Here is a 23813-nt window from a genome sequence, read left to right as displayed (position 1 = left end):
ATAAAAGTAGTAAATAACTATTTAGTAACTATTTGAACGGTTTCTGGTGTTAATTGTTTTAATAAAACAGTTTTGTCTTGCTCTAATTGATTTAAAACCATTTTATTGTAATGTCTTATAGTATATAGAGATACATTTTCATGACAAGTTACACTAAATTTTGCTTTTAATTGTTGCAATAATTTGTCTAAATTATTATAAATATTATCTACACAAACCGAAAAACTAATTGCTGAATTCTGAATAAGATCAACCTTCATTTTATAGGTGTACAGCAAGCCAAATATTTCACTAATATTATTTTCTACTATGTATGAGAAATCTAAAGATGAAAGTGATATTAGCACTTGGTTTTTCTTTACAATAAAACAGGGGATGTTAGGTTCTAACCCTACACCTTTTTCTACAATTGTACCTGCTTGATTTGGGTTTAGAAAAGATTTTACATAAAGAGGTATTTCTTTTCGTTGTAGTGGTTGTAAGGTTTTGGGGTGAATGACGGAAGCACCATAAAAAGCAAGTTCAATAGCTTCTCTATAACTAATTTTTTTAATTAATTCGGCGTTTTCAAAATATCTAGGATCTGCATTTAGAACTCCAGGAACATCTTTCCAGATGGTTACGCTTTCGGCATTTAAGCAATAAGCAAAAATAGCCGCAGTATAATCACTACCTTCTCTACTTAGGGTGGTTGTAAAATTATTTGAATCACTTCCTATAAATCCTTGTGTTACATTTAAAATAGAAGTGTTTATTTTAGTAGAAATTGCCTTTTGCGTGAGTGTCCAATCTACATTGGCACGCCTGTAGTAGTTATCTGTTTTTATAAAACTTCTGGCATCTACCCAATTATTTGGTATGCCGTTAGAATTTAAATATTCGCTTATTATTATCGTTGAAACCAATTCTCCAAACCCAACAACTTGGTCATAAACAAAATTATAATTAGGTGATTTGTTAGTTTTAAAAAACATATTTAAATCATCAAACAGAGACAATATTTTTTTAAAAACTGCATGAGTTTCATTGTCAAATAAATCAAATAAAATATCGTTATGATATTTTTTTACTTCTTGCAGAGAACTTTGTAATTCAGCCTTATTATTAAAATAATTAGATATTACATGTTCCAAAGCGTTAGTGGTTTTTCCCATTGCAGAAATTACCACTAAGGTTTTTTTATAACCTAAAATTTTTAAAACTGAGGTTAAGTTTTTAACCCCATTGGCATCTTTTACAGAAGCTCCTCCAAACTTAAAGACTTGCATTATCTAGTTTAGCTATATAGTTTTTAATACTTTCTTCATTCATTTGTACTACATCCCAATCACGCATTACCCTAGCGCCTTTACTTTCATAAAAATTTATGGCGGGTTCATTCCAATCTAAAACTTCCCAATTAATGCGTTTTACACCCAATTTATAACCATGTTTAATGATTTCATTAAGTAGTGCTGTACCAATTCCAGTGCCCCTAAAACTTTTATTTACAATTAGGTCTTCTAGATGAATGGCTTTCCCTTTCCAAGTAGAATATCTATTATAACCCAAGGCTATGCCCTCAACTTTAGAGTTCACTTCAGCAACATAGCAAAAAAATGAAGGGTTTTTACCAAAACCATCCTTTTCAAGGTCTTTAACCGTTACTTCAACAGCATTAGGCTCTTTTTCAAATTCTGCTAATTGTTTGATTAGAGTTAGTACCCCTGGCATATCTGAGCTAGTTGCTTTTCTTATAGTAAAATCCATTATAATATATTATTATTTCAAAAGTAAATGATTTTTTTGTTTTTGATTAGACTTAATTTTTATTCTTAAATCTTGTACTTAGTATTGCCTTAATTCGTTCTTGTTTTATTTCACGAAAACGTTGTAGTTGAGTGAAAAAAAGTTTTTATTTGTATAACACAAATTTGAAAAACTTATTATGGCCCACCAAAATCAAACATTAGGAGAGTTTATTATTAAAAATCAAACGTCTTTTAAATATTCATCAGGAGAATTGTCCAGCCTACTTAATTCCATAAGATTAGCTGCAAAAGTTGTAAATCATGAGGTGAATAAAGCAGGTTTGGTAGATATCATTGGAGCCGTGGGAGATACTAATATTCAAGGAGAAGACCAACAGAAGCTTGATGTTTACGCAAATGAAAAGTTCATTCAAACTTTAACCAAAAGAAATATTGTATGTGGTATTGCTAGTGAAGAAGAAGATGACTTTATTACTATTAACAGTCAAGACGAAAACCATAGAAACAAATATGTTGTTTTAATCGATCCTTTAGATGGTTCATCTAATATTGATGTTAATGTTTCGGTAGGAACTATTTTTTCTATTTACAGAAGGGTTACACCGGTTGGTACCCCAGTACAACTTGAAGATTTTTTACAAAAAGGGAGTGAGCAAGTTGCTGCAGGTTATGTAGTTTATGGTACATCAACCATGTTAGTCTATACTACTGGAGATGGTGTTCATGGGTTTACCTTAAATCCTGCGATTGGGTCATTTTATTTGTCGCATCCAGACATGAAGTTTCCAGATGATGGTAATATATACTCAGTAAATGAGGGCAATTACGTTCATTTCCCTCAAGGAATTAAAAACTATATTAAATATTGTCAAGAAGAAGTAGATGATAGACCTTATACCTCTAGGTATATTGGTTCATTAGTTTCAGATTTTCATAGAAATATGATAAAAGGTGGTATTTATTTGTATCCTCAAAGTTCTAAAAACCCTAACGGTAAATTACGTTTATTATATGAATGTAACCCTATGGCTTTTTTAGCAGAACAGGCTAATGGTAAGGCTAGTGATGGTTTTACTAGAACTATGGATGTGATACCAACAGAATTACATCAACGTGTGCCCTTTATTTGTGGAAGTAAGAATATGGTTGAAAAGGCAGAGGAGTTTATGCAAAAGTCTAGATATAGTGTTTAATAGAATTTATAAGTGTTGAATAATAAAAAAAGCGAACCATTTGGTTCGCTTTTTTATATTTAATTAAGTATATACTTTTTTTAAAGCCCTACCAAATCACCAGCTTCATTCTTTGTTGGTAAATCAGACTTACCCATTAAGTAAATATCAACTTGTCTTGCAGCCTCTCTACCTTCAGAAATAGCCCAAACAATTAATGATTGTCCTCGGCGCATATCACCTGCAGTAAATATATTAGGGACGTTAGTTTGGTATTTTCCGTATTCAGCCTTATAATTTGAACGTCCATCTTTTTCAATGCCTAACTTATCAGCTAAAGTGCTTTCTGGTCCTGTAAATCCTAATGCTAATAAAGCTAAATCACAAGGCCATGTTTTTTCCGTACCTTCAATTTCAATTAGTTTAGGGCGTTCACCAGGAACCATTTCCCATTCTACATTAACCGTTTTTAAAGCGGTTAACTTTCCGTTTTTATCTGTAACAAACTCTTTTGTGTTAATTAGCCAGTTACGTTCAACACCTTCTTTATGAGAAGAAGATGTTTTTAACTGTAATGGCCAATAAGGCCAAGGTGTAGTTGGTGAACGGTGTCCTGGAGGCTTTGGCATAATCTCAAAGTTAACTACTGATTTTGCTCCTTGACGATTAGAGGTTCCAATACAATCTGAACCTGTGTCTCCACCACCAATTACAATAACATCTTTATCTGTTGCTAAAACTTGATCTTTTACTTCTTTACCAAAAACAACTTTAGTTTGTTGTGTTAAGAAATCCATGGCTTGAACAACACCATCGGCATCAATACCTGGAGTAGGTAAACTACGTCTTTCAGTTGCTCCACCACATAAAACAACTGCATCAAAATCTTTTAGTTCTTCAACATCATAATTCACTCCTACGTTTACATTAACTTTAAAAGAAATACCTTCTGCCTCTAAAATAACTACACGACGGTCTATAATTTCCTTTTCCATTTTAAAGTTAGGAATACCATAACGTAATAAACCTCCAATTTCATCATCTCTTTCAAAAACAGTAACGGTGTGGCCCGCTCTATTTAATTGTTGAGCTGCCGCTAAACCTGCAGGCCCTGAACCTACAACCGCAATAGTTTTGTTTGTTCTGCTTTTAGGAGGTTGCGGTTTTATCCAACCTTCTTTAAACGCACGTTCAACAATTTGCTTTTCAATGTTTTCAATAGATATAGGGTCTTCTATAATACCCAATACACAAGCTTGTTCACATGGAGCTGGACATAAGCGACCAGTAAATTCTGGAAAATTATTTGTAGAATGTAAAATCCAAGAGGCTTTTTGCCATTCTCCCTGATGAACCATATGGTTAAAATCAGGTATTAAATTTCCTAAAGGACACCCACTATGGCAAAACGGGATACCGCAGTCCATACATCGAGAGCCTTGTTCGGTTATTTCTTCCTCAGATAAAGGAATAGTAAATTCTTTATAATGCTTTACACGGTCTTTTACAGGTGTATAAGCTTCATCTTGTCTATCAATTTCTTTAAATCCTGTTACTTTTCCCATGATATTATGCTATTGTTAATTCTTCTACCATTGGTTCTTCGTTGGCAATTCGTTCTAATGCTATTTTATATTCTTTAGGCATTACTTTAACAAATTTGTTAATATAATTTTCCCAATTTGCTAAAACTTCCTTACCCTTATTACTATTTGTATATGCTACGTGGTTTGTAATAAGTTGTTTTAATTCTGTTTCATCAGCTTCAGTTATAGGATCAAAATCAATGGTTTCTTCATTACATAAACCATTAGTAAATTGTCCAGATTCGTTTAAAACAAAAGCATATCCACCACTCATACCAGCAGCAAAATTTCTTCCTGTTTTACCTAGAACAACAACTTTTCCTCCTGTCATGTATTCACAACAGTGATCTCCAACACCTTCTACAACTGTGGTTGCTCCCGAATTTCTTACAGCAAAACGCTCACCAGCAATACCGTTTATATAGGCTTCACCATGAACGGCACCAAACAAACATACATTACCAACAATAATATTTTCTTCAGCAATAAAATCTGATGTAGCTGGTTTTTTAACAATTAGTTTAGCTCCAGATAATCCTTTTCCTAAATAGTCATTGGTGTTACCTTCTAGGGTAAAGGTTAAACCATGAGCTCCAAAAGCGCCAAAACTTTGTCCAGCAGAACCGCTGAAGTTAATATTTAAAGTATCTTCTGGTAAACCTAAATGCCCGTAAATTTTTGAAATTTCATTACTTACAATGGCTCCAACTGTTCTGTCAATATTTTTAATTGGATAGGCAAGGTTCATTTTTTCTTTTCTATACAAGGCTCTATGAGAATCTTTAAGAATTCTAAAGTCTAAAACCTCTTCTAAGTTATGATCTTGCTTTTCAGTATTTCTAATTGTTAACTGACTGTATTCTGCTGGTCTATGTAGTATACTTGAAAGGTCTAATCCCTTAGCTTTATAATGCTTAATCGCTTTATTAGCATTAATTTTTTGTGTTTGCCCAACCATTTCAGCTAGTGTTCTAAACCCTAAATCGGCCATAATGCTTCTTAATTCTTCAGCTACATAGTAGAAGAAATTAATAACATGTTCTGGTGTTCCTTTAAAGTTTTTACGTAACTCTTTATCTTGAGTAGCTACACCAACAGGACATGTATTTAAATGACATTTACGCATCATAATACAACCAGAAGCAACTAATGGTGCGGTTGCAAAACCAAATTCTTCTGCTCCTAATAAAGCTGCTATAGCTACATCACGTCCTGTTTTTAACTGTCCGTCACATTCAACAACAATTCTACTTCTTAAATTGTTTAAAACAAGTGTTTGTTGTGCTTCAGATAAACCAAGTTCCCAAGGTAATCCGGCATGCTTTAACGATGTTAGTGGAGATGCTCCTGTACCACCATCAAAACCAGAAATTAATACAACATCTGCTTTGGCTTTTGCAACACCAGCAGCAATAGTACCAACACCTACTTCAGAAACTAATTTTACATTAATTCTGGCGTCTCTATTAGCGTTTTTAAGATCATATATTAATTGTGCTAAATCTTCAATTGAATATATATCATGATGAGGTGGCGGAGAAATTAAACCTACAAATGGCGTAGAATTTCTTGCATCTGCAATCCATGGTAATACTTTTTCACCAGGTAATTGACCTCCTTCACCAGGCTTAGCGCCTTGGGCCATTTTTATTTGAATCTCTTGCGCATTTGTTAAATAATGCGAAGTCACACCAAAACGTCCAGAAGCTACCTGTTTAATAGCGGAGTTTCTGCTATCACCGTTTACATCTTTTTGGAAACGACGTCTGTCTTCTCCTCCTTCACCAGAATTAGACTTACCACCAATTCTATTCATGGCAATAGCTAAATTCTCATGAGCTTCTCTTGAAATAGATCCATAAGACATAGCACCAGTTTTAAAGCGCTTAACAATTTCTGTCCATGGTTCTACTTCTTCAATTGGTATTGGGTCAAGTTTGTCAAATTCAAACAACCCACGAATTGTCATTAATCTTTCAGATTGTTCGTTAATAGTTTTTGAATAAACATCATAACTTTTTTGATCACTTAACCTAACCGCTTGTTGTAATTTGGCAACAGTTGTTGGATTAAACATATGGCGTTCACCATTACGTCTCCATCTATAATCACCACCAATATTTAAGCCTAATTTTTTGTGTATGGCATTATCAGGATATGCTTGTTTATAGCGTTGGTCTATTTCTTTTTCAACTTCATATAACCCAATACCTTCAATTCTTGAAGCAGTATAAGGGAAATATTTTTCAACAAAGTGAGAATTAAATCCAACAATTTCGAATATTTGAGAACCTCTATATGAGTGTAAAGTAGAGATTCCAATTTTATTCATAATTTTAAGTATACCTTTACCTATGGCTTTATTAAAGTTTTCTACAGCTTCATTTTCATTGTAATCTGTAATGAAACCTTCCTTAACCTGCATTCTTATTATTTCATTAACCATATAAGGGTTAATAGCAGAAGCACCATAGCCAAATAAAGTAGCAAAATGATGAGGTTCACGAGGTTCTGCAGATTCGATAATAATATCGAAATAAGAACGCTTACGTAAACGATTTAATTGATGGTTTACATAAGAACATGCTAAAAGAGCTGGAACAGGAGCAAATTCTTCATTAACACCTCTGTCTGAAAGGATAATGATATTTGTTTTTCTGTCAATAGCCTTTTCTACTTGTTTAACAATATCTTCAAGCGCATCTTCTAAACCATTTAACCCTTTTGCTTTAGGGTAAAGCATTTGAATAGTTTCTGCTTTAAAACTTTCAATTTGAATAGTTCTAATTTTTTCTAAATCAGCATTGGAAATTACAGGGTTCTGGATGCGAAGCTTTCTACATTGTCTTTCTGTAATACTAAAAATATTTCTGTCTTTTCCAAGATTTAAACTAATATCGGTTACAATTTCTTCTCTAATTCCATCTAAAGGAGGATTAGTTACCTGAGCAAATAATTGCTTGAAGTAGTTTGATATTAATTGAGGTCTATCTGATAATACTGCTAAAGGTGTGTCTATTCCCATAGACCCTAGGGCCTCTTTACCTTTTTGAGCCATTGGAGTAATAACCTCCTGAATATCTTCAATTGTATAGTTAAATAAGCGCTGACGCGTTTTAATATCTATAGTTTCAATTGGGCAAGTTTCGTTAGTATAAGGTACATCTCTTAAGTGTAACCTTGTTTTATCTAACCATTCTTGATATGGTCTTTCAGAAACTACTTTGTTTTTAATTTCTTCATCATCTATAATACGTCCTTCGTTCATATCAACCAAGAACATTTTTCCTGGTTCTAATCTACCGTGTAATTCAACATCGGCAGGGTCTACATCAACCACACCAACTTCTGAAGACATGATTAATTTACCACTTTTGGTTAAGGTATATCTAGATGGTCTTAAACCGTTTCTATCTAATAAGGCACCAATGTAATCACCATCTGTAAATGGTACAGAAGCAGGGCCATCCCAAGGCTCCATAATACAACAGTTGTATTCATAGAATGCCTTTTTCTCATCAGACATGGTTTTGTGTTTTTCCCATGCTTCAGGAATCATCATCATCATGATTTCTGGTAAAGAACGGTCTGTATGTGTTAATAATTCAACCACCATATCCATAGAGGCAGAATCTGATTTACCCGGAAGTACTATTGGGAAAAGTTTGTCTATTTGAGGTCCGAAAACATCACTTTTCATGATTTCCTCACGTACACGCATTCTACTTACATTACCTCTTAGTGTATTAATTTCACCATTTTGACACATAAAGCGGAATGGTTGAGCCAATTCCCAAGCAGGCATTGTGTTAGTTGAAAAACGTTGATGTACCAACGCTAATCTTGTAACTAAATCCTTTTGTTGTAAATCTGTATAATATGGCCCAATATCTTCAGGCATAATTATACCTTTATATATTAAGGTGGTGTTTGATAAACTAGGAAGGTAGAAGTAATCGCTTTGAGAAATCTTAGATAATCTAATTTCGTGCTCAGTTATTTTTCTGGCAGCGTATAATTTAGCCTTAAAGGTGCCCTCGTCAATGGCTTCAGTTTTTCCAATAAAAATTTGCTCAATATTTGGTTCTGAAGCCTTAGCTATTTCACCAAGTTGGGTAGAATCAACAGGAACGGTTCTCCATCCTAAAATTTCTAATCCTTGGGCTTTAATTTCATTTTCAAAAGTTTCTTTACAGAACTGATATTGGTTTTGTACTTTAGGTAAGAAAACCATACCTACAGCATACTCTCTTGTTTCTGGAATTTCAAAATCACAAACACGTTTAAAGTAATCGTGCGGAATATCAATTAATAATCCAGCACCATCACCTGTCTTCCCATCGGCACTTACACCACCACGGTGTTCTAATTTTACCAAAATTTCTAAGGCATCATGGATGATTTGATTTGTCCTTTCTCCTTTAAGGTTACAAATAAAACCGGCTCCACAGTTTTCGTGCTCAAATTCCGGTGAATACATTCCTTGTTTCTTCAGCATAATCAACTAATTATATTGGTTTAAAACATGACTAAGTAAGCGAAGATAGGTATAGATTTTAAATTTATAATAATGGGCATTTCATTATTTCGATTTTAACGACTAAGTTGAGTTAAAAATAATTATATATCAATATTCCTATGGTTTTTTAATAAATATTCAATCACTTAAATTTAATGATTATTGAGAATATATCAATTAAAGGTTATAAAAGATGAAATTATTGAATATAAACGTCTGAAATAACAGAAAACACTGACAATATATCAAATTCCTTTGTTGTTGAAAAATCAAAAAATCAAAAAATAAACAGAATACCTCTAAAAAAATAGGGTAAAAATTAAAATATCTATAAAAATACCTTTATTACCCCTCTTTTTTGCGGGGGTTAAAACTTTTTAACATAGTTTTGGCTTGTTCTTAAGGAAAATTAACTAATTAAAAATTTAATCTTAAATGAAAACAATTATGAAAAAACTATTTACTTTAACAATGCTTTTAATGGCAACAATTATGTTTGCCCAGGAAGAAGAAGCTAAGCCTTCATTTACCGTTAGTGGTAGTGTTGATGCTTATTACAGAGCTAACTTAAACGCTCCTAGTGATGAGAATGCCCAAGCTCCTGGATCTTCTTTTGCTAATCTACCTGGTTTTGCTTTAGGTATGGCTAATGTAGTTTTAGGTTACGAAGGTGAAAAAGCTGGTTTTGTTGCAGATTTAGTATTTGGACCAAGAGGTACAGATGCAATTTTCGCTTCTCCTATGTATTCAGCAACTGGTGATATCGTTAATCAGTTATATGCTTATTGGAATGTAAGTGATGCTGTGACTTTAACAATTGGTAACTTTAATACTTTCTTAGGGTATGAGGTAATTTCTCCAACTGCTAACTTTAATTACAGTACTTCTTACTTATTCTCTTATGGGCCTTTTAGTCACACTGGTATTAAAGCTGATATTGCTTTATCTGATGACTTTAGCTTAATGTTAGGTGTAATGAATGACACTGACTTAACTGAATTTAACCCAACTGGTGATTATGCTTTTGGTGCTCAATTAGGTTATGCTGGACAATATTTGAACTTTTTATTAGACCCATCTTTTACTGAAATTGACTTTACTGGTGGATTTGATTTATCTGATTCTTTCTTCTTAGGTATTAACGCTGCTCACTTAACTTTAGAAAATGATGGTGGTGGATTTACAGGTGTTGCTTTATACCCACAATTAGCTACTTCTGATTCTTTTACAATTGGTGTAAGAGGGGAGTACTTTGCTGAAGATGGTAACTTTGGTGCCATTGGTACAGGTATTGCAGACTCTAGTGTATTTGCAGTTACTTTAACAGGTAGCTTAGCTGTTGATAACTTAACTATCAAGCCAGAGATTAGATTAGATAGCTCTTCTGATAATGCATTTTTGGACAATGACTTAGCAATGCAAAAAAGCTTAGGGTCATTTGTACTTGCCGCAATCTACTCATTCTAAATATAAAAACACAAAAGCATTGCTATAAGCAATGCTTTTGTGCTTAATGTCTAACCATTAAATATAATTCAATTATGAAGAAAATTGATGCTATTATTAGAAAGTCCAAATACAGTGCGGTTAAAGAAGCTTTGCACGGTGTTGGCGTAAATTTTTTCTCTTACTGGGATGTAACCGGTTTAGGAAATGAAAAAGAAGGACACGTTTACAGAGGTGTATCTTATAGTACAAGTGATATTCAACGTAGATATTTATCAATCGTAGTTAACGATGATTTTGAGGAAGTAACAATCAAAGCTATTCTAGATGCAGCCAGTACTGGTGAAGTAGGAGATGGAAAGATATTTGTTTCTGATGTTTCTGAAGTATATAGAATAAGAACTGGAGAAAAGGGTGGAGACACTTTAAAATAATAACACTTAAAAAATTATTTAATCATGGAAGGATTATTTACAGCAAATAACGTATGGATGATGGTCTGTACAGCACTCGTTTTCTTCATGCACACAGGTTTTGCATTTTTAGAAATTGGGTTAACAAGACAAAAAAATACAATTAATATATTATTTAAGAACATCTTTATTATTACAGTTGGTCTTTTATTATATTACATTTTAGGATTTAACTTAATGTATCCAGGATTCGCAGAAGGATCTTCAGGATTTTTTGAATTCGCAGGATTTGGTATAGCGCCACCAGAAGGTGGAATGACTCCAGAATATGCTGATGGTGGTTATACTTGGTGGACAGATTTCTTATTCCAAGGTATGTTTGCTGCTACAGCTGCAACTATTGTATCAGGTGCTGTTGCTGAGCGTGTTAAAATTGGACCATTTATGATCTTTACGGTAATTTACGTAGGAATCATTTATCCTTTAGCAGGATCTTGGAAATGGGGTGGTGGATTCTTAGATATGAGAGAAACTCCTTTTTATGACTTTGCAGGTTCTACATTAGTACACTCTGTAGGTGGTTGGGCTGCTTTAGTAGCGGTTTATTTACTTGGAGCTAGAATTGGTAAATTTAAGGATGGTAAGCCTCAAGCAATACCTGGTCATAATATACCTTTAGCTACTGCTGGTGTATTAGTACTTTGGTTAGGTTGGTTCGGATTTAACGGTGGTTCTGTATTATCTGCAGATCCAGAATTAACTTCTTTAACTTTAGTTACTACATGTTTAGCTGCTGCTGCGGGTGGTGTAGTTGCTGCTTTTGTATCATTCTTAAGATATAAAAACTTAGATTTAACAATGTTCTTAAATGGTATTTTAGGAGGTTTAGTTGGTATTACTGCAGGGGCAGACCAAATGAGTCCAGAAGATGCTATTATTATTGGAGCCATTGCTGGTGCATTAATTGTATTTGCAGTTAGTTTTATTGATAGATTAAGATTAGATGATCCAGTTGGTGCAATTGCAGTACACTTAATTTGTGGTATCTGGGGAACTTTGGCTGTTGGTATCTTTGGTGCTTTAGCCGGAACAGATCAATTTGTTAGTCAATTAGTTGGTGTATTGTCTTATGCTGCTATTTGTATTCCATCTTCATTTATTATATTCTTTATAATGAAGAAAACAGTTGGTATTAGAGTTTCTGAAAAAGAAGAATTGGAAGGACTTGACGGGCATGAGCACGGTATGAGTGCGTACTCTGATTTCCGTATGAATGAGCACTAATATTTATTAGTTATATATTATAAAAAAAGGGTATCTATTAATAGATACCCTTTTTTTTATCTGATACCTACAACCCCTTTTGCTGCTTCAAAAAGTTTTTTAGAATTGTAACCTATTCCATTTTTAAATACTATTTCAATAGATCTTATGGCAGAAATGTCTTTGCTAATATCTTCATTAAGTATTACTAAATCAGCAATTTTATTTGAGGTTAATGTTCCAATGCTATCTACTTGTTCTAAATAAGTGGCGCCATTTAAAGTACAAATTTTCACAGTTTCAGGTATAGAAAAACCCATTTCAACAAATAATTCAACAAGACGCATATTAGCATATCCTGCAACTATTCTACCATCATATGTAGGGTCCGTTCCAGCTACTAAAAGTCCTCCAGCATCATAAAATGCCTTTTCCCATATTTTAGATTTGTTGAACATAACATAATCTAAAGAATCTCTCCCTTGTTTATTAATCCATCTATTATATACTTTTTCTTTAGCTTCTGTATATAAGGCATTTAATCCTCCTCCAGGAACCACTTCTCTTCCAGTGTAAGGCTCAAAAACATTTATTGTTGAGGTTAAAGCTACTTTCTTTTCAACTAAATAATTAATGAGGTCGGTCATTTCTTTAGAGTTTTCAGGAAGCTCTAATAACGATTTTCTCATGTCCATTGGCATACACTCATTTTCAATTTTATTTTTCACAAAATCACTTGAAGCATAAAAACCATGCTCTAAATTATCTATACCAATATCGGCAGCTTCTTTATAAGTTATTGAGCATAAATGACCAGTAACCTTTAAGTTTCTTTGATGGGCCGCATCGCATATAGCTTTTAAATCTGTCTTAGAAATGTAGTTATATACTTTAAATGAGGTAATGCCAATATCTGCATAAAAGTTAACAGCATTAACAGCCTGCTCTGAAGATTCAAAAGTTCCTAGTTCAATTAAACCTGTTCCCTCTCTATCAAGAAATGGGCTGGTAACGTCCATTTTAGGACCAGGAAGCGTGCCTTTATTTATTGCTTTTTTTAGGTTTAAATCTGCTTGTGGCATTATACTTCCAGCAGTTCGCATGGTGGTTACTCCACCTGCCAAGTAAAGTTTAGGGAATGAATAACTCATTTGGTTCACCCCAAATCTTCTATCTGGAGTGGCTTTTGGGTAAAATAAATGCTCATGAAGCATTATTAAACCAGGGATAGCACTTTTTCCCTTCATATCTATGGCTATTGCTTCTTTAGGTATTTCTAAATCAACACCGATAGATTTAATGATGTTTCCATCAATAATAATGTCCTGGTTATATTTTGGAAGACCGCCAGTACCGTCAACTACGGTTAAGTTTTGGAGTACATAAAGTCCTTTTTCATGAACCACATAAGATTTGGTTTCTTGAGAAAGGTTGTTTTGTCCATGTACTATTAATGCTCCCCAAGAGAGAAACATTGTTAAAAGCCATAATTTTTTCATATTAAACTAGATTTCACATTTATTCCATAAGATAAGGATAAATGTGAAACCTAATTTAATTAAAGTTTAAGCAGAGTTTCTACTGGCATTTATGTTTCCGAATAAAGAGCGTGTTACAATTTTTTCAAATATCTTAATTTGCTCTTCATCTTTAACTTCGGCCTTACTTAATTCTTGAACCTTTTTAAGCGCGTACTGTTGAATGGTTAATAAAGGTAAAACTATAGATTCTCTTACCTCTATAGAAGCCTTGCCTGCCGGTTCATTCTCCATTAATTGCTCATAGCCCGTAATTTTTAGTAGAAGCCTTTCAGTTTCTAAATACTCTTTATAGATGATTGTCCAGAATCCACCAAATTCTTCATCTTTAGCCATATATTTAGTTAAATCAAAGAAAGACTTTGTTAATGACATCATACTGTTTTCAAGTAATGTTTTAAAGAATTTGGAATTGTTATAAAGTTGAACAACCTTATCCCATTCACCTCTGTCTTCATATTGTTTTAAAGCTGTACCAACACCATAAAACCCAGGAACATTTTGCTTTAATTGACTCCAAGAACCTACAAATGGAATGGCTCTTAAATCTGAAAAAACTAATTTATCTGATTTACCTCGCTTTGAAGGTCTACTACCAATATTAGTTTTTGCATAATATTTTAAAGTACTCATGCGCTCCAAGTATGGAATAAACATTTGGTGACTTTTAAAATCTTTATAAACCTGATAGCTTGTTTCTGCTAAATCATTCATAACAGCTCTGTCATCATCAGACATACGATTTTTTTCACCATCAATTCTATTTTTAATTCCAGAACTAATTAATTGCTCTAAGTTATATTGAGACGAATCATTTGTTCCAAAATTAGAGCTTACTGTTTGCCCTTGAATGGTAATTTGCACTTCTTTATCTTCTATTGTAGGTCCTAATGAAGAATAGAAATTGTGTGTTTTTCCACCACCTCTAGCTGGTGGTCCACCACGACCATCAAAGAAAATAGCAGTAATATCATATTTTCTAGACATTTCTGTTAAGAGTTCTTTGGCTTTGTAAATACCCCAGTTAGCCATTAAGTAACCGCCGTCCTTGGTTCCGTCAGAGAAACCAAGCATTATATGTTGTTTATTGCCTCTTGCTTCTAAATGTGCTCTATATTCAGGGTTTTGATACAATTGTTCCATAACACCAGGAGCGTTTTCTAAATCAGGAATTGTTTCAAATAATGGTGCAATATCAACGGTTAAATTATCCTTAAACGATACCATTTTTAACATAGCAAACAACTGCATGACATTTAATGCTGTTTGGTTGTTACTTATTATGTAACGGTTAGCCCCTCGTTCGCCATTCATTTTTTGAATTTTCTTTATAACCCCAATGGTTTTTAAAGTATTTCTTACCATTTCATCCTCAAAGGCATCTAAATCACCAATATCATCTGTAGCTTTTGAAAGAATTTCAATTTGCTCTGTTTCAGTTAAATCATGATAATTATCTGGCAAAGAAGAATTTCCAGAAGCAATTAATGAATCTACAACCGTAGTAAAAACATTGTGATGGATTCTACTATCTTGTCTAATATCTAGAGAAGCAAATCTGTACTCAAAAAGGTGTACTCTATTAATTAGATTGTTAATGTCACTTTCGTATAAAGATTGATGTTGTTCAACAATAATATCTCTAATACTTAATAGTTCTGCCCTAAGCTCTTTAGTGCTTATAGCATTTTTGCTTTTTAAATTAATGCTGTATTCATACATCATAGTTTCAAGACGTATAATGCGTTCTTCAACACCCCTAAAAGTTAATTTTTTTCTTAAATCTCTAAGATCTTGATGATACTTTTTAAGAATTGATTTTTTTAGTTTTTTGGCAACTTTTAATGTTGTTTCTGGTTTTACAAATGGGTTTCCATCTCTATCACCACCAGGCCAGAATCCAATATTTATAATATCGTTATGTTTCTTGCCATCATCATAAATATTTGTTTGGATATAATTGTAAATATCTCCAAACGTTTTATAAAACACATTTTCTAAATACCAAATTAAGCTTTTAGCCTCTTGGTATGGGGTAGGTTTTTTATGCTTAAAGAAAGGTGTTTTACCTAATTGACCAAATAAATTATTAATCCCATTAAGGTCATTATTTTTTATAGCTTCAGTAAGATTAGTGATAATTCCTAATACTGAACCTGGATAAAATTGGGTTGGGTGAGCCGTTAAAACAATACGTACTTTAAATTCCTCTAAGAATTCTTTTAGCTCTTCTAATTTACCTTCAGATCTGGCATTTCCTTTAAGGTTTCTTAAAGTACCAACACCATCCATATTATTTACTGTAGAGAAAGCAGCATCTTCAATTGCATCAAATAAAACTACTTGCCTTTCTATATATTGAATAAATCTGAAAAGCAAGTTTATTTGACTTTGTTTATTTCTTCGTCCTTGGTATTTTTCAAAAAAGGTATTTACAATAGTTGTTGGGTCATCTCCGTTTTTGAATCCTTTTTCACATGTTTCGTGAAATAAAGGCAATAAAACACCTGTTTTTGTAACAGCATCAAAAGGTAAGGTCATAAATATACTGTTGTATATTTGGTATTTAGACAAAACGGTTTGATTAAATCGAGTTAACTTTGGCTCTACTGACATATTTTAGCTTTAGTATAAATTAGTCGTAAAAATACTAAAGGATAATGAAAGCCCCCTATGACTTTTGAAATTTTATTAATTTCTAGTGTTTACTTTGATGTAATTAAGAAAAATTAAAGAAACCCTTAAAAACATTTAATATTTATAACCTTTTTTGGGATATAAATAGAACAAACTACTTCAAATATAGTAGTATAGATTTTTGCTTATGATAAATATCATATTCTAACCAAAAGGTAGTGTATACTTTTGGCCTTTTTTGGGTTTAACCAATTTGCTACAATAAATTCTTTTTATGAAACACGCTCATTCCTTTCATATACCTGTAATGGGTATTGGATTCACTATAGACACACCCTTTAAAGTTGCCCAATATGGAATTGATTCTGTTATTTCTTTGGTAGATGATATGCTATTAGAAAAATTAAGAAAAATGTATTGCGAAAAATTTGAAATGCCATACACCGAAATCACTAATAAGGTGAACGATTTCAGATCAAAACGAATTACGTCTTACTTAAATTTAATGCAGGAATTAGTTGATAAAAAATTTGAATCACTTAAAAATATATCTCTAGACAAAGGAGAAGAAATAAAGAAGTATTTGAATATGCTTCCTAATGGAGAAACCCTTAAAAAGGAGTTTTCAAATCTTACTGAAAATGGATTCAATACCTCCGAAATCAAAAATTGGTTTTACAAAAACCTGAAAAAAGGTAGTATTGATGTTAACATTATGACTAAGGTTGATAAAGACAATTATTCCAAAAAGGAAAAATTACCTGTAGAGTTTAACGATGCGCATGCCGCTCTAAGGGGTTTTGCAACTAGTAGATTAAATGCTTCAGTAATTCTTTCGGCCGGATTAAACCCTAGACTATACTCCTATATGTCTCAATTTGATGATTTTTATCCCAATGAAAAAGGTGTTTTTAATAAGCGAATCATTTTAAAAGTTAGTGATTATAGGTCGGCCTTAATTCAGGGAAAATTTTTAGCAAAGCGGGGTTTGTGGGTTTCTGAATATCGCATAGAATCTGGGCTTAATTGCGGTGGTCATGCCTTTGCAACAGATGGGAATCTTTTAGGTCCCGTTTTGGCCGAATTCAAGGATAAACGAGAAGAACTAAGAATCTCCATTCAGGAACTATTGGTAAAAGAACTTGAGGATTCTGGTAGAGTAATTCCAATTGAACCTCTAGAAATGAAGGTTTCAGCGCAGGGTGGTGTTGGGACAAATCAAGAACATAATTTCTTAATGCACGAATTTGAACTAGATTCAGTTGGTTGGGGCAGTCCCTTTTTATTGGTGCCTGAAGCAACCACTGTGGATCAAGGAACTTTAATAAAACTTGCAAAGGCAAAAGAGGAAGATTTGTATTTAAGCGATATATCCCCTTTAGGTGTTCCTTTTAACAACTTAAAGAACAATACTAAAGATGTAGAAAAAGAAAATTTCATAAACAAAGGCAGACCGGGTAGTTCATGTCCTAAAAAATTTGTGGCTCTGAATAAAGAGTTTAGTGAAAAAGGTATTTGCACAGCATCTAGGGAATATCAACATTTAAAATTAAAGGAGTTAGAATCAAAGGGCTTATCTAGAGAAGCATACCAAGTTCAATTTAATAAAATAACCGAAAAATCATGTACTTGTGTTGGTTTAGGAACTTCAGCATTGTTGAATTATGATTTAGAAACCAAGACTGAAGGTTTGGGTGTTTCAGTTTGTCCTGGCCCAAATATGGCATACTATTCTAAAGTTATGAGTCTAAAAAACATGACGGATCATATTTACGGAAGAGATAATATGGTTAGCCGAAATGATAGACCCAATATGTTCATAAAAGAACTTAATATTTACACAGACTACTTAAAGAATAGAATGGAAAATGTAATGACTTCATTGAACAAAAAGGAAGAAAAATACTTACTTACATTTTCAAAAAACATGCTTTCTGGAATTGAATATTACAAACAAATGTTTCAGAAAATGGGCGGTACATTAGAAGATATTAAGGCCTCCGCAATTCAAGAATTAATCAAAAGTGAAATGTGTCTAATACAACTTCAAAAGAACATTCAAAATATGTCAGCACTTGTTAATGCTTAATTTTTCATTAATAGGTGTTTATGTTTTACTAATTATTTAAGCGTTTGCTTAACAAAAGTTTAATGAATTTATAAAAAGATTATTGGTTCCTAATTCATATTCTTTTTTTATAAGAAACATAATTTATTAAAAATTTTAATTAGGATATTTGTACATTAATGCTGGTAAGCTTCAACCAAGCTATTTTTATAATTATTTTAAAAGAGAGGGTTTGCAATGGATTTAGTAAAGGAGATAAACCGATTAAGGAAGGAAAAGAATGCCGTTATTTTAGCACATTATTATCAAGAAGGCGCTATACAAGATATAGCAGACTATGTTGGTGATAGTTTAGGTTTATCTCAGCAAGCTGCTGAGACAGATGCAGATATTATATTATTTGCAGGAGTTCACTTTATGGCAGAAACTGCCAAAATATTGAGTCCTGATAAAAAAGTAATATTACCAGATTTAAATGCCGGTTGTTCTTTGGCTGACTCTTGCCCTCCGGGTCTATTTAAAGAATTTACAGAACAACACCCAGATCATATTGTCATAACTTATGTAAATTGTTCTGCAGAAATAAAAGCATTGAGTGATATAGTTTGTACATCTTCTAATGCCTTGAAAATTGTAAACTCAATACCAAAAGAGACGCCAATTATTTTTGCGCCTGATAAAAATCTAGGTCGTTATATTATTAAGGAAACCGGAAGGGACATGCTACTTTGGGATGGAAGTTGCGTAGTACATGAAGCTTTTTCAATGGATAAATTAATTGAACTTCATAAAAAGTACCCAGAATATAAAATTATTGCACATCCAGAATCTGAGGAGCATATTTTAGATACGGCAACTTATATTGGCTCTACCTCTGGTATGATTAATTATGTAAAAGAGCACCAAAACGAAAAATTTATTGTTGCTACTGAGGCAGGTATCTTACACAAGATGCAATTGGAGATGCCAAATACTGAGTTAATTCCAGCGCCAGCTGTTGAGGATAATACCTGTGCTTGTAGTGAGTGTCATTTTATGAAAATGAATACCATGCAGAAACTGTATGATTGTTTATTGAATGAAAGCCCAAGTATTGATGTTCCGGAGCCATTAAGAACCCGTGCTTTACTGCCAATTGAGCGTATGTTAGAACTATCTAAATAAAACATTTTGGAAATCAATTATTTGGTTATAGGGTCTGGAGTTGCCGGCTTAACTTTTGCTGTTAAAATAGCCGAAAAGTTTCCAGAACGCACTGTTGTTATTGTAACAAAGGATAGTGAAGATGAATCTAATACCAAATATGCCCAAGGTGGTATGGCGGTGGTTTTAAATCAGGAGGATGATTCATTTAAAAAACATATAGAAGATACATTAATTGCTGGCGATGGTTTATGTGATGAAGGTGTTGTAAAAATGGTGGTTGAAGAAGGCCCTCAACGTTTAAAAGAACTTATTGAATGGGGTGCTAATTTTGATGAAGATAGTAAAGGAAATCTAGATTTAGGAAAAGAGGGTGGTCACTCAGAGTATAGAATTGTTCATCATAAAGATCTTACGGGCTCAGAAGTTCAACGTACTTTGCTTAAACGGGTACATCAATTACCAAATATTACATTATTGCCACATCATTTTGCTATAGATTTAGTGACTAATCATCATATAAAAGACGGTGATGAGGAGAAATTATTATGTTACGGAGCCTATGTTCTTGATGAAAGATCTGGTGAAATTTTTGCAATTAAAGCAAATGCCACTTTGTTAGCTTCTGGTGGAATTGGTTGTGTATATGGACATACTACAAACCCAATTATTGCTACGGGAGACGGAGTTGCAATGGCTTATAGAGCAAAGGCCAGAATTAAGGATATGGAATTTGTACAATTCCATCCTACGGCGCTCTATCAAAGAAAAGGTGAATCAGCATTTTTAATCTCAGAGGCCGTAAGAGGTTTTGGGGCTTACCTTAGAAATAGAAAGGGTAAGCGGTTTATGTTAGATTATGATGAAAGAGCAGAATTAGCATCTAGGGATATTGTTTCTCAAAGTATTGATGCAGAGATGAAAAAAGCAGGAGATAGTCATGTGTTTTTGGACTGTACACATTTGGATGTAAAAGGATTTAAAAAACACTTCCCAACCATTTATAATAAATGTCTTTCACTGCACATTGATGTAGAAAAAGATTGGATTCCAGTAGTGCCAGCATCACATTATTTATGTGGTGGCATTGAGGTAGATAAAAATGGAAAAACCACTGTGGAAAATCTGTTTGCATGTGGAGAATGTTCTAAAACGGGTTTACATGGAGCCAACAGGTTAGCCTCAAATTCGTTATTAGAAGCATTGGTATATGCCCATAATATTTTTAAGCATCTCTCTGAAAATCATTATAAGAAATCGGAGGTGTTTATTCCAGAATGGAATGACGAAGGAACTACCATTACTGAAGAACATATACTTATAAGACATAGTCTTAAAAGTCTCCAGGCTTTAATGCGTAATTATGTGGGTATAGTGCGCAGTAATAGGCGTTTAAAACGTGCTATTAGACATCTCGATTTAATTTATACAGAAGTTGAAGATTTGTATCGAGAGTCTAAAATTACAGCCTCACTATGTGAGCTTCGTAATATGATTAATGTTGCTCATATGATTATTAGCCAATCTTTAGAAAGAAAAGAAAATAAAGGAGGGTATTTTAATAAGGATAATGTTAAATAATAACGAGCAATTAAAGAATTACTCGTTATTATTTAAAACCTAAAGGTTATTTACCTAACATAAGCAACTCGCTACAAACCACCTCAGTAATGTAACGTTTATTACCATCTTTATCATCATAACTTCTAGAAGTAAGTTTGCCTTCTATAGCCACTTCTTTTCCTTTAGTTACATATTTTTCAATTATTTGAGCTGTTTTTCCCCAAGCGACAATATTGTGCCATTGCGTGTCTGTGATCTTTTCACCTCTATTGTTGGTGTAATTCTCATTTGTTGCTATAGCAAATTTTGCTAAAGTCTTCCCAGATTCTAGATTAATAATTTCTGGGTCATTTCCTAAGTTACCAATCAACTGTACTTTGTTTCTAAGCGTGTTCATAATTTAAATTTTTATCGTTAAACAATTGATACTATCGAGTTCTTATGTTTCGACTCTGCAAATATGGAACAGTTTTAAAAGTTTATTCGGTTAATACTTATTTAATATCGTTTGTAAATGTTTGTAGTCGTTTGTAAACGGATATAATTTCGTATATTGACAGCATGAAAGTATTAGCAATTATTGATAAATTGAAACAAAATCAATCTGTTTTTAAAGCCCTTTTAGAAGAAAAAAAAGAAGAAGAATATTTATGGCGCCCACAACCAGATAAATGGAATTTACTAGAAATAGTTTGCCATTTGTTAGATGAAGAAATTTTAGATTTTAGAGCCAGAACCAAACACACTTTAGACAAACCTTCAATACTTCCAGACCCTATTGATCCAGAAGGTTGGGTTGTAAAACATGATTACGCCGCTAAAGATTATTATAAAACATTGGAAAACTTTTTGGAAGAGCGTACTAAAACTATAGCTTGGTTAAAAACTCAAATTAATACTAATTGGAGTAATAGCTATATTCACCCAGAATTAGGTAGTCTTACCGCAAAACAATTTTTAAACAATTGGTTAGCGCATGATTATTTACATATTCGTCAAATTAACAGGTATCACTTTGAGTATTTTCAATCTGGTGCTGATACGGATTTAGAATATGCAGGTAATTGGTAATTTAACATTATGACTTTTCATATAGAAACAGAACGTTTAATTTTAAGGGAAATAAGAATAACCGATGTAGATGGCATGTTTGAATTAGATTCTAATCCAATTGTCCATAAATACTTGGGTAATACACCTATTAAAACCAAAGAAGAATCAGTCAAAATAATTGAATTTATTATAAAGCAATATAAAGAAAGAGGCATTGGGCGTTGGGCAGCTATAGATAAAGTTTCAGGAGACTTTATTGGATGGAGCGGATTAAAACTAAATATGAAGGGCGAAGAGTTAAACGGCTTAGTCAATTTTTATGACGTAGGATATAGATTTATTCCTAGATTTTGGGGAAAAGGTTATGCCACAGAATCTGCAATGGCATCTTTAAAATATGGTTTTGAAATACTGAATTTAAAAACTATTGTTGGAGCAGCAGAACAACAAAATATTGCCTCTAATAAGGTATTAAAGAAAATAGGGTTAAATTTTTGCATGACGTTTTTCTATGATGACATTCCTTGTAATTGGTACGAATTAAATATTAAAGAATATGGAAAAGAAATGTCCTGAATGTGGCGATAAAATTGTGGGTAGGGTTGATAAAAAATTCTGTAGTGATGGCTGTAGAAATGCTTATAATAACAGAGTTAACAAAGACAGTAAAAACCTAATTAGAAATACCAATAACCGACTTAGGAAAAACCACAGAATACTAGAAGCTCTTAATCCTAGAGATAAAACTAAAGTTTCTAGAGCTAAACTTATTGAACGCGGATTTGATTTTAATTACTTCACCAGTATTTATACCACCAAAAAAGGGACTGTTTACTATTTTGTTTATGACCAAGGGTATTTGCCTTTAGAAGGTGATTATTATGCGCTTGTTAAAAGGGATAATTAGTGTAACAACAGAAGATCAAAAACTACTAATAAGATAAACTCCCATTCATGATTTTAGCCGCCAATACAGAAGAAATAATTTTTCCAGTTTTAATAATTACTGGCTTTATAATTTTTGGTTTTTGCACGTATTATTTTGGCAGAAAGCAAACAATTTTAAGGAAATTTTCAAAATTTCAGTTTAAGAGTATTTCACAATTCAGGTCTAATGAATTAACAAAAATCACAGGTAAGGTGCTGCATGTTCATGAGCCTTTTGTAGCTCCATTTAGTAAACGGAAATGTGTAGCGTATTTATTTAAGATTGAGCAAAAGGTGAGTTCAGGAAAAAGTTCTCATTGGAAAACAGTAGTTGAACAAGAAGATATTCAAGACTTTTTTATTGAAGTAAATGGTGATGTTGTAATGATAAAGCCGGTTAAAGTTCCTAAAAATTACTTTAGTTATTTGGTTGAAGACAAAAGTATTAATTCAGGGTTTTTAAATGACCCAACACCTGAGTTTAAAAAAATATTGGATTATTATAATGTTGAGAGTGAAAACTTTTTAGGGTTCAATAAAACCTTGCGCTACTCTGAGCGTATACTAGAATTGGGAGAAGTGATTACCGTTGCAGGAATAGCCAAATGGAAATCGGTTCAAGAGCCAATAGAAGGGTATAGTTACTCTAAAATTGCAGCTCTTGAAAGTAACGAAACCCAAAAACTTATTATTACAGATTTGCCAGAAGCAAGAAAAAGTAGGCGTAACTAAAT

The 23813-nt window shown here is 32.9% G+C and carries 18 protein-coding genes; 11 read left to right on the top strand and 7 right to left on the bottom strand.

Features of this window, described 5'->3' with window-relative positions; genetic code table 11:
- Positions 1-17: 17 nt before the first annotated feature.
- Together N1F78_RS05255 and N1F78_RS05250 are read right to left on the bottom strand one after the other, a co-directional pair.
- Positions 18-1268, bottom strand: a complete 1251-nt coding sequence (locus N1F78_RS05255; RefSeq protein WP_406685135.1) for an aspartate kinase — start codon at positions 1266-1268, stop codon at positions 18-20.
- A complete protein-coding gene (locus N1F78_RS05250; protein WP_406685134.1) occupies positions 1255-1749 on the bottom strand; it encodes an N-acetyltransferase family protein in 495 nt (164 codons plus the stop codon). The genes N1F78_RS05255 and N1F78_RS05250 overlap by 14 nt, the downstream gene beginning before the upstream one ends.
- Before the next feature lie 178 nt (positions 1750-1927).
- On the opposite strand from N1F78_RS05250, the gene fbp reads away from it, so the two are divergent.
- Positions 1928-2944 carry a class 1 fructose-bisphosphatase gene (gene fbp, locus N1F78_RS05245; protein WP_406685133.1) on the top strand — a complete coding sequence of 339 codons (1017 nt, stop codon included), beginning with the start codon at positions 1928-1930 and terminating at the stop codon, positions 2942-2944.
- A gap of 80 nt (positions 2945-3024) precedes the next feature.
- Here fbp and N1F78_RS05240 read toward each other — a convergent pair whose 3' ends face one another.
- Both N1F78_RS05240 and gltB read right to left on the bottom strand, forming a co-directional pair.
- Positions 3025-4488, bottom strand: coding sequence for a glutamate synthase subunit beta (locus N1F78_RS05240; protein ID WP_406685132.1), 1464 nt, complete (start codon positions 4486-4488; stop codon positions 3025-3027).
- A 4-nt stretch (positions 4489-4492) separates the two neighbouring features.
- On the bottom strand, positions 4493-9007 hold the full coding sequence (gene gltB, locus N1F78_RS05235) for a glutamate synthase large subunit (protein ID WP_406685131.1): 4515 nt from the start codon (positions 9005-9007) through the stop codon (positions 4493-4495).
- A gap of 468 nt (positions 9008-9475) precedes the next feature.
- Between gltB and N1F78_RS05230 the strand changes: the two genes are divergently transcribed.
- The 3 genes from N1F78_RS05230 (at position 9476) to N1F78_RS05220 (ending at position 12171) form a co-directional block, all read left to right on the top strand.
- On the top strand, positions 9476-10495 hold the full coding sequence (locus N1F78_RS05230) for a porin (protein WP_406685130.1): 1020 nt from the start codon (positions 9476-9478) through the stop codon (positions 10493-10495).
- Positions 10496-10569: 74 nt separating this feature from the next.
- On the top strand, positions 10570-10908 hold the full coding sequence (locus N1F78_RS05225) for a P-II family nitrogen regulator (RefSeq protein WP_406685129.1): 339 nt from the start codon (positions 10570-10572) through the stop codon (positions 10906-10908).
- A 24-nt stretch (positions 10909-10932) separates the two neighbouring features.
- Entirely contained in the window at positions 10933-12171 is a 1239-nt protein-coding gene (locus N1F78_RS05220; protein WP_406685128.1) for an ammonium transporter, read from the top strand.
- Between the two features lie 56 nt (positions 12172-12227).
- Here the strand turns inward: N1F78_RS05220 and N1F78_RS05215 are convergent, their stop codons facing one another.
- Positions 12228-13649 (bottom strand): amidohydrolase family protein, encoded by a 1422-nt coding sequence (locus tag N1F78_RS05215; RefSeq protein WP_406685127.1) that lies wholly within the window; start codon positions 13647-13649, stop codon positions 12228-12230.
- Between the two features lie 66 nt (positions 13650-13715).
- Complete coding sequence (locus N1F78_RS05210) at positions 13716-16304, bottom strand: phosphoenolpyruvate carboxylase (RefSeq protein WP_406685126.1); 2589 nt, start codon at positions 16302-16304, stop codon at positions 13716-13718.
- A gap of 295 nt (positions 16305-16599) precedes the next feature.
- Between N1F78_RS05210 and N1F78_RS05205 the strand changes: the two genes are divergently transcribed.
- The 3 genes from N1F78_RS05205 (at position 16600) to nadB (ending at position 21117) form a co-directional block, all read left to right on the top strand.
- Positions 16600-18414, top strand: a complete 1815-nt coding sequence (locus N1F78_RS05205) for a hypothetical protein (RefSeq protein WP_406685125.1) — start codon at positions 16600-16602, stop codon at positions 18412-18414.
- A 216-nt stretch (positions 18415-18630) separates the two neighbouring features.
- A complete protein-coding gene (gene nadA, locus N1F78_RS05200) occupies positions 18631-19557 on the top strand; it encodes a quinolinate synthase NadA (protein WP_406685124.1) in 927 nt (308 codons plus the stop codon).
- 3 nt (positions 19558-19560) lie between these two features.
- On the top strand, positions 19561-21117 hold the full coding sequence (gene nadB, locus N1F78_RS05195; RefSeq protein WP_406685667.1) for an L-aspartate oxidase: 1557 nt from the start codon (positions 19561-19563) through the stop codon (positions 21115-21117).
- Between the two features lie 46 nt (positions 21118-21163).
- Here the strand turns inward: nadB and N1F78_RS05190 are convergent, their stop codons facing one another.
- Complete coding sequence (locus N1F78_RS05190) at positions 21164-21496, bottom strand: single-stranded DNA-binding protein (protein ID WP_406685123.1); 333 nt, start codon at positions 21494-21496, stop codon at positions 21164-21166.
- Positions 21497-21660: 164 nt separating this feature from the next.
- On the opposite strand from N1F78_RS05190, the gene N1F78_RS05185 reads away from it, so the two are divergent.
- From N1F78_RS05185 to N1F78_RS05170, 4 genes are read left to right on the top strand one after another with little or no spacing between them, the layout of a single operon-like run.
- On the top strand, positions 21661-22170 hold the full coding sequence (locus tag N1F78_RS05185) for a DinB family protein (RefSeq protein WP_406685122.1): 510 nt from the start codon (positions 21661-21663) through the stop codon (positions 22168-22170).
- Positions 22171-22179: 9 nt separating this feature from the next.
- Positions 22180-22728, top strand: coding sequence for a GNAT family N-acetyltransferase (locus tag N1F78_RS05180; protein WP_406685121.1), 549 nt, complete (start codon positions 22180-22182; stop codon positions 22726-22728).
- Positions 22709-23059 (top strand): hypothetical protein, encoded by a 351-nt coding sequence (locus N1F78_RS05175; protein WP_406685120.1) that lies wholly within the window; start codon positions 22709-22711, stop codon positions 23057-23059. The genes N1F78_RS05180 and N1F78_RS05175 overlap by 20 nt, the downstream gene beginning before the upstream one ends.
- Positions 23060-23106: 47 nt before the next feature.
- Complete coding sequence (locus N1F78_RS05170) at positions 23107-23811, top strand: hypothetical protein (RefSeq protein WP_406685119.1); 705 nt, start codon at positions 23107-23109, stop codon at positions 23809-23811.
- Positions 23812-23813 lie beyond the last annotated feature (2 nt).

This window comes from Seonamhaeicola sp. MEBiC01930, from assembly GCF_045277075.1.
Taxonomy (GTDB): domain Bacteria; phylum Bacteroidota; class Bacteroidia; order Flavobacteriales; family Flavobacteriaceae; genus Seonamhaeicola.
This window is presented reverse-complemented; position numbering and strand designations above follow the sequence as displayed.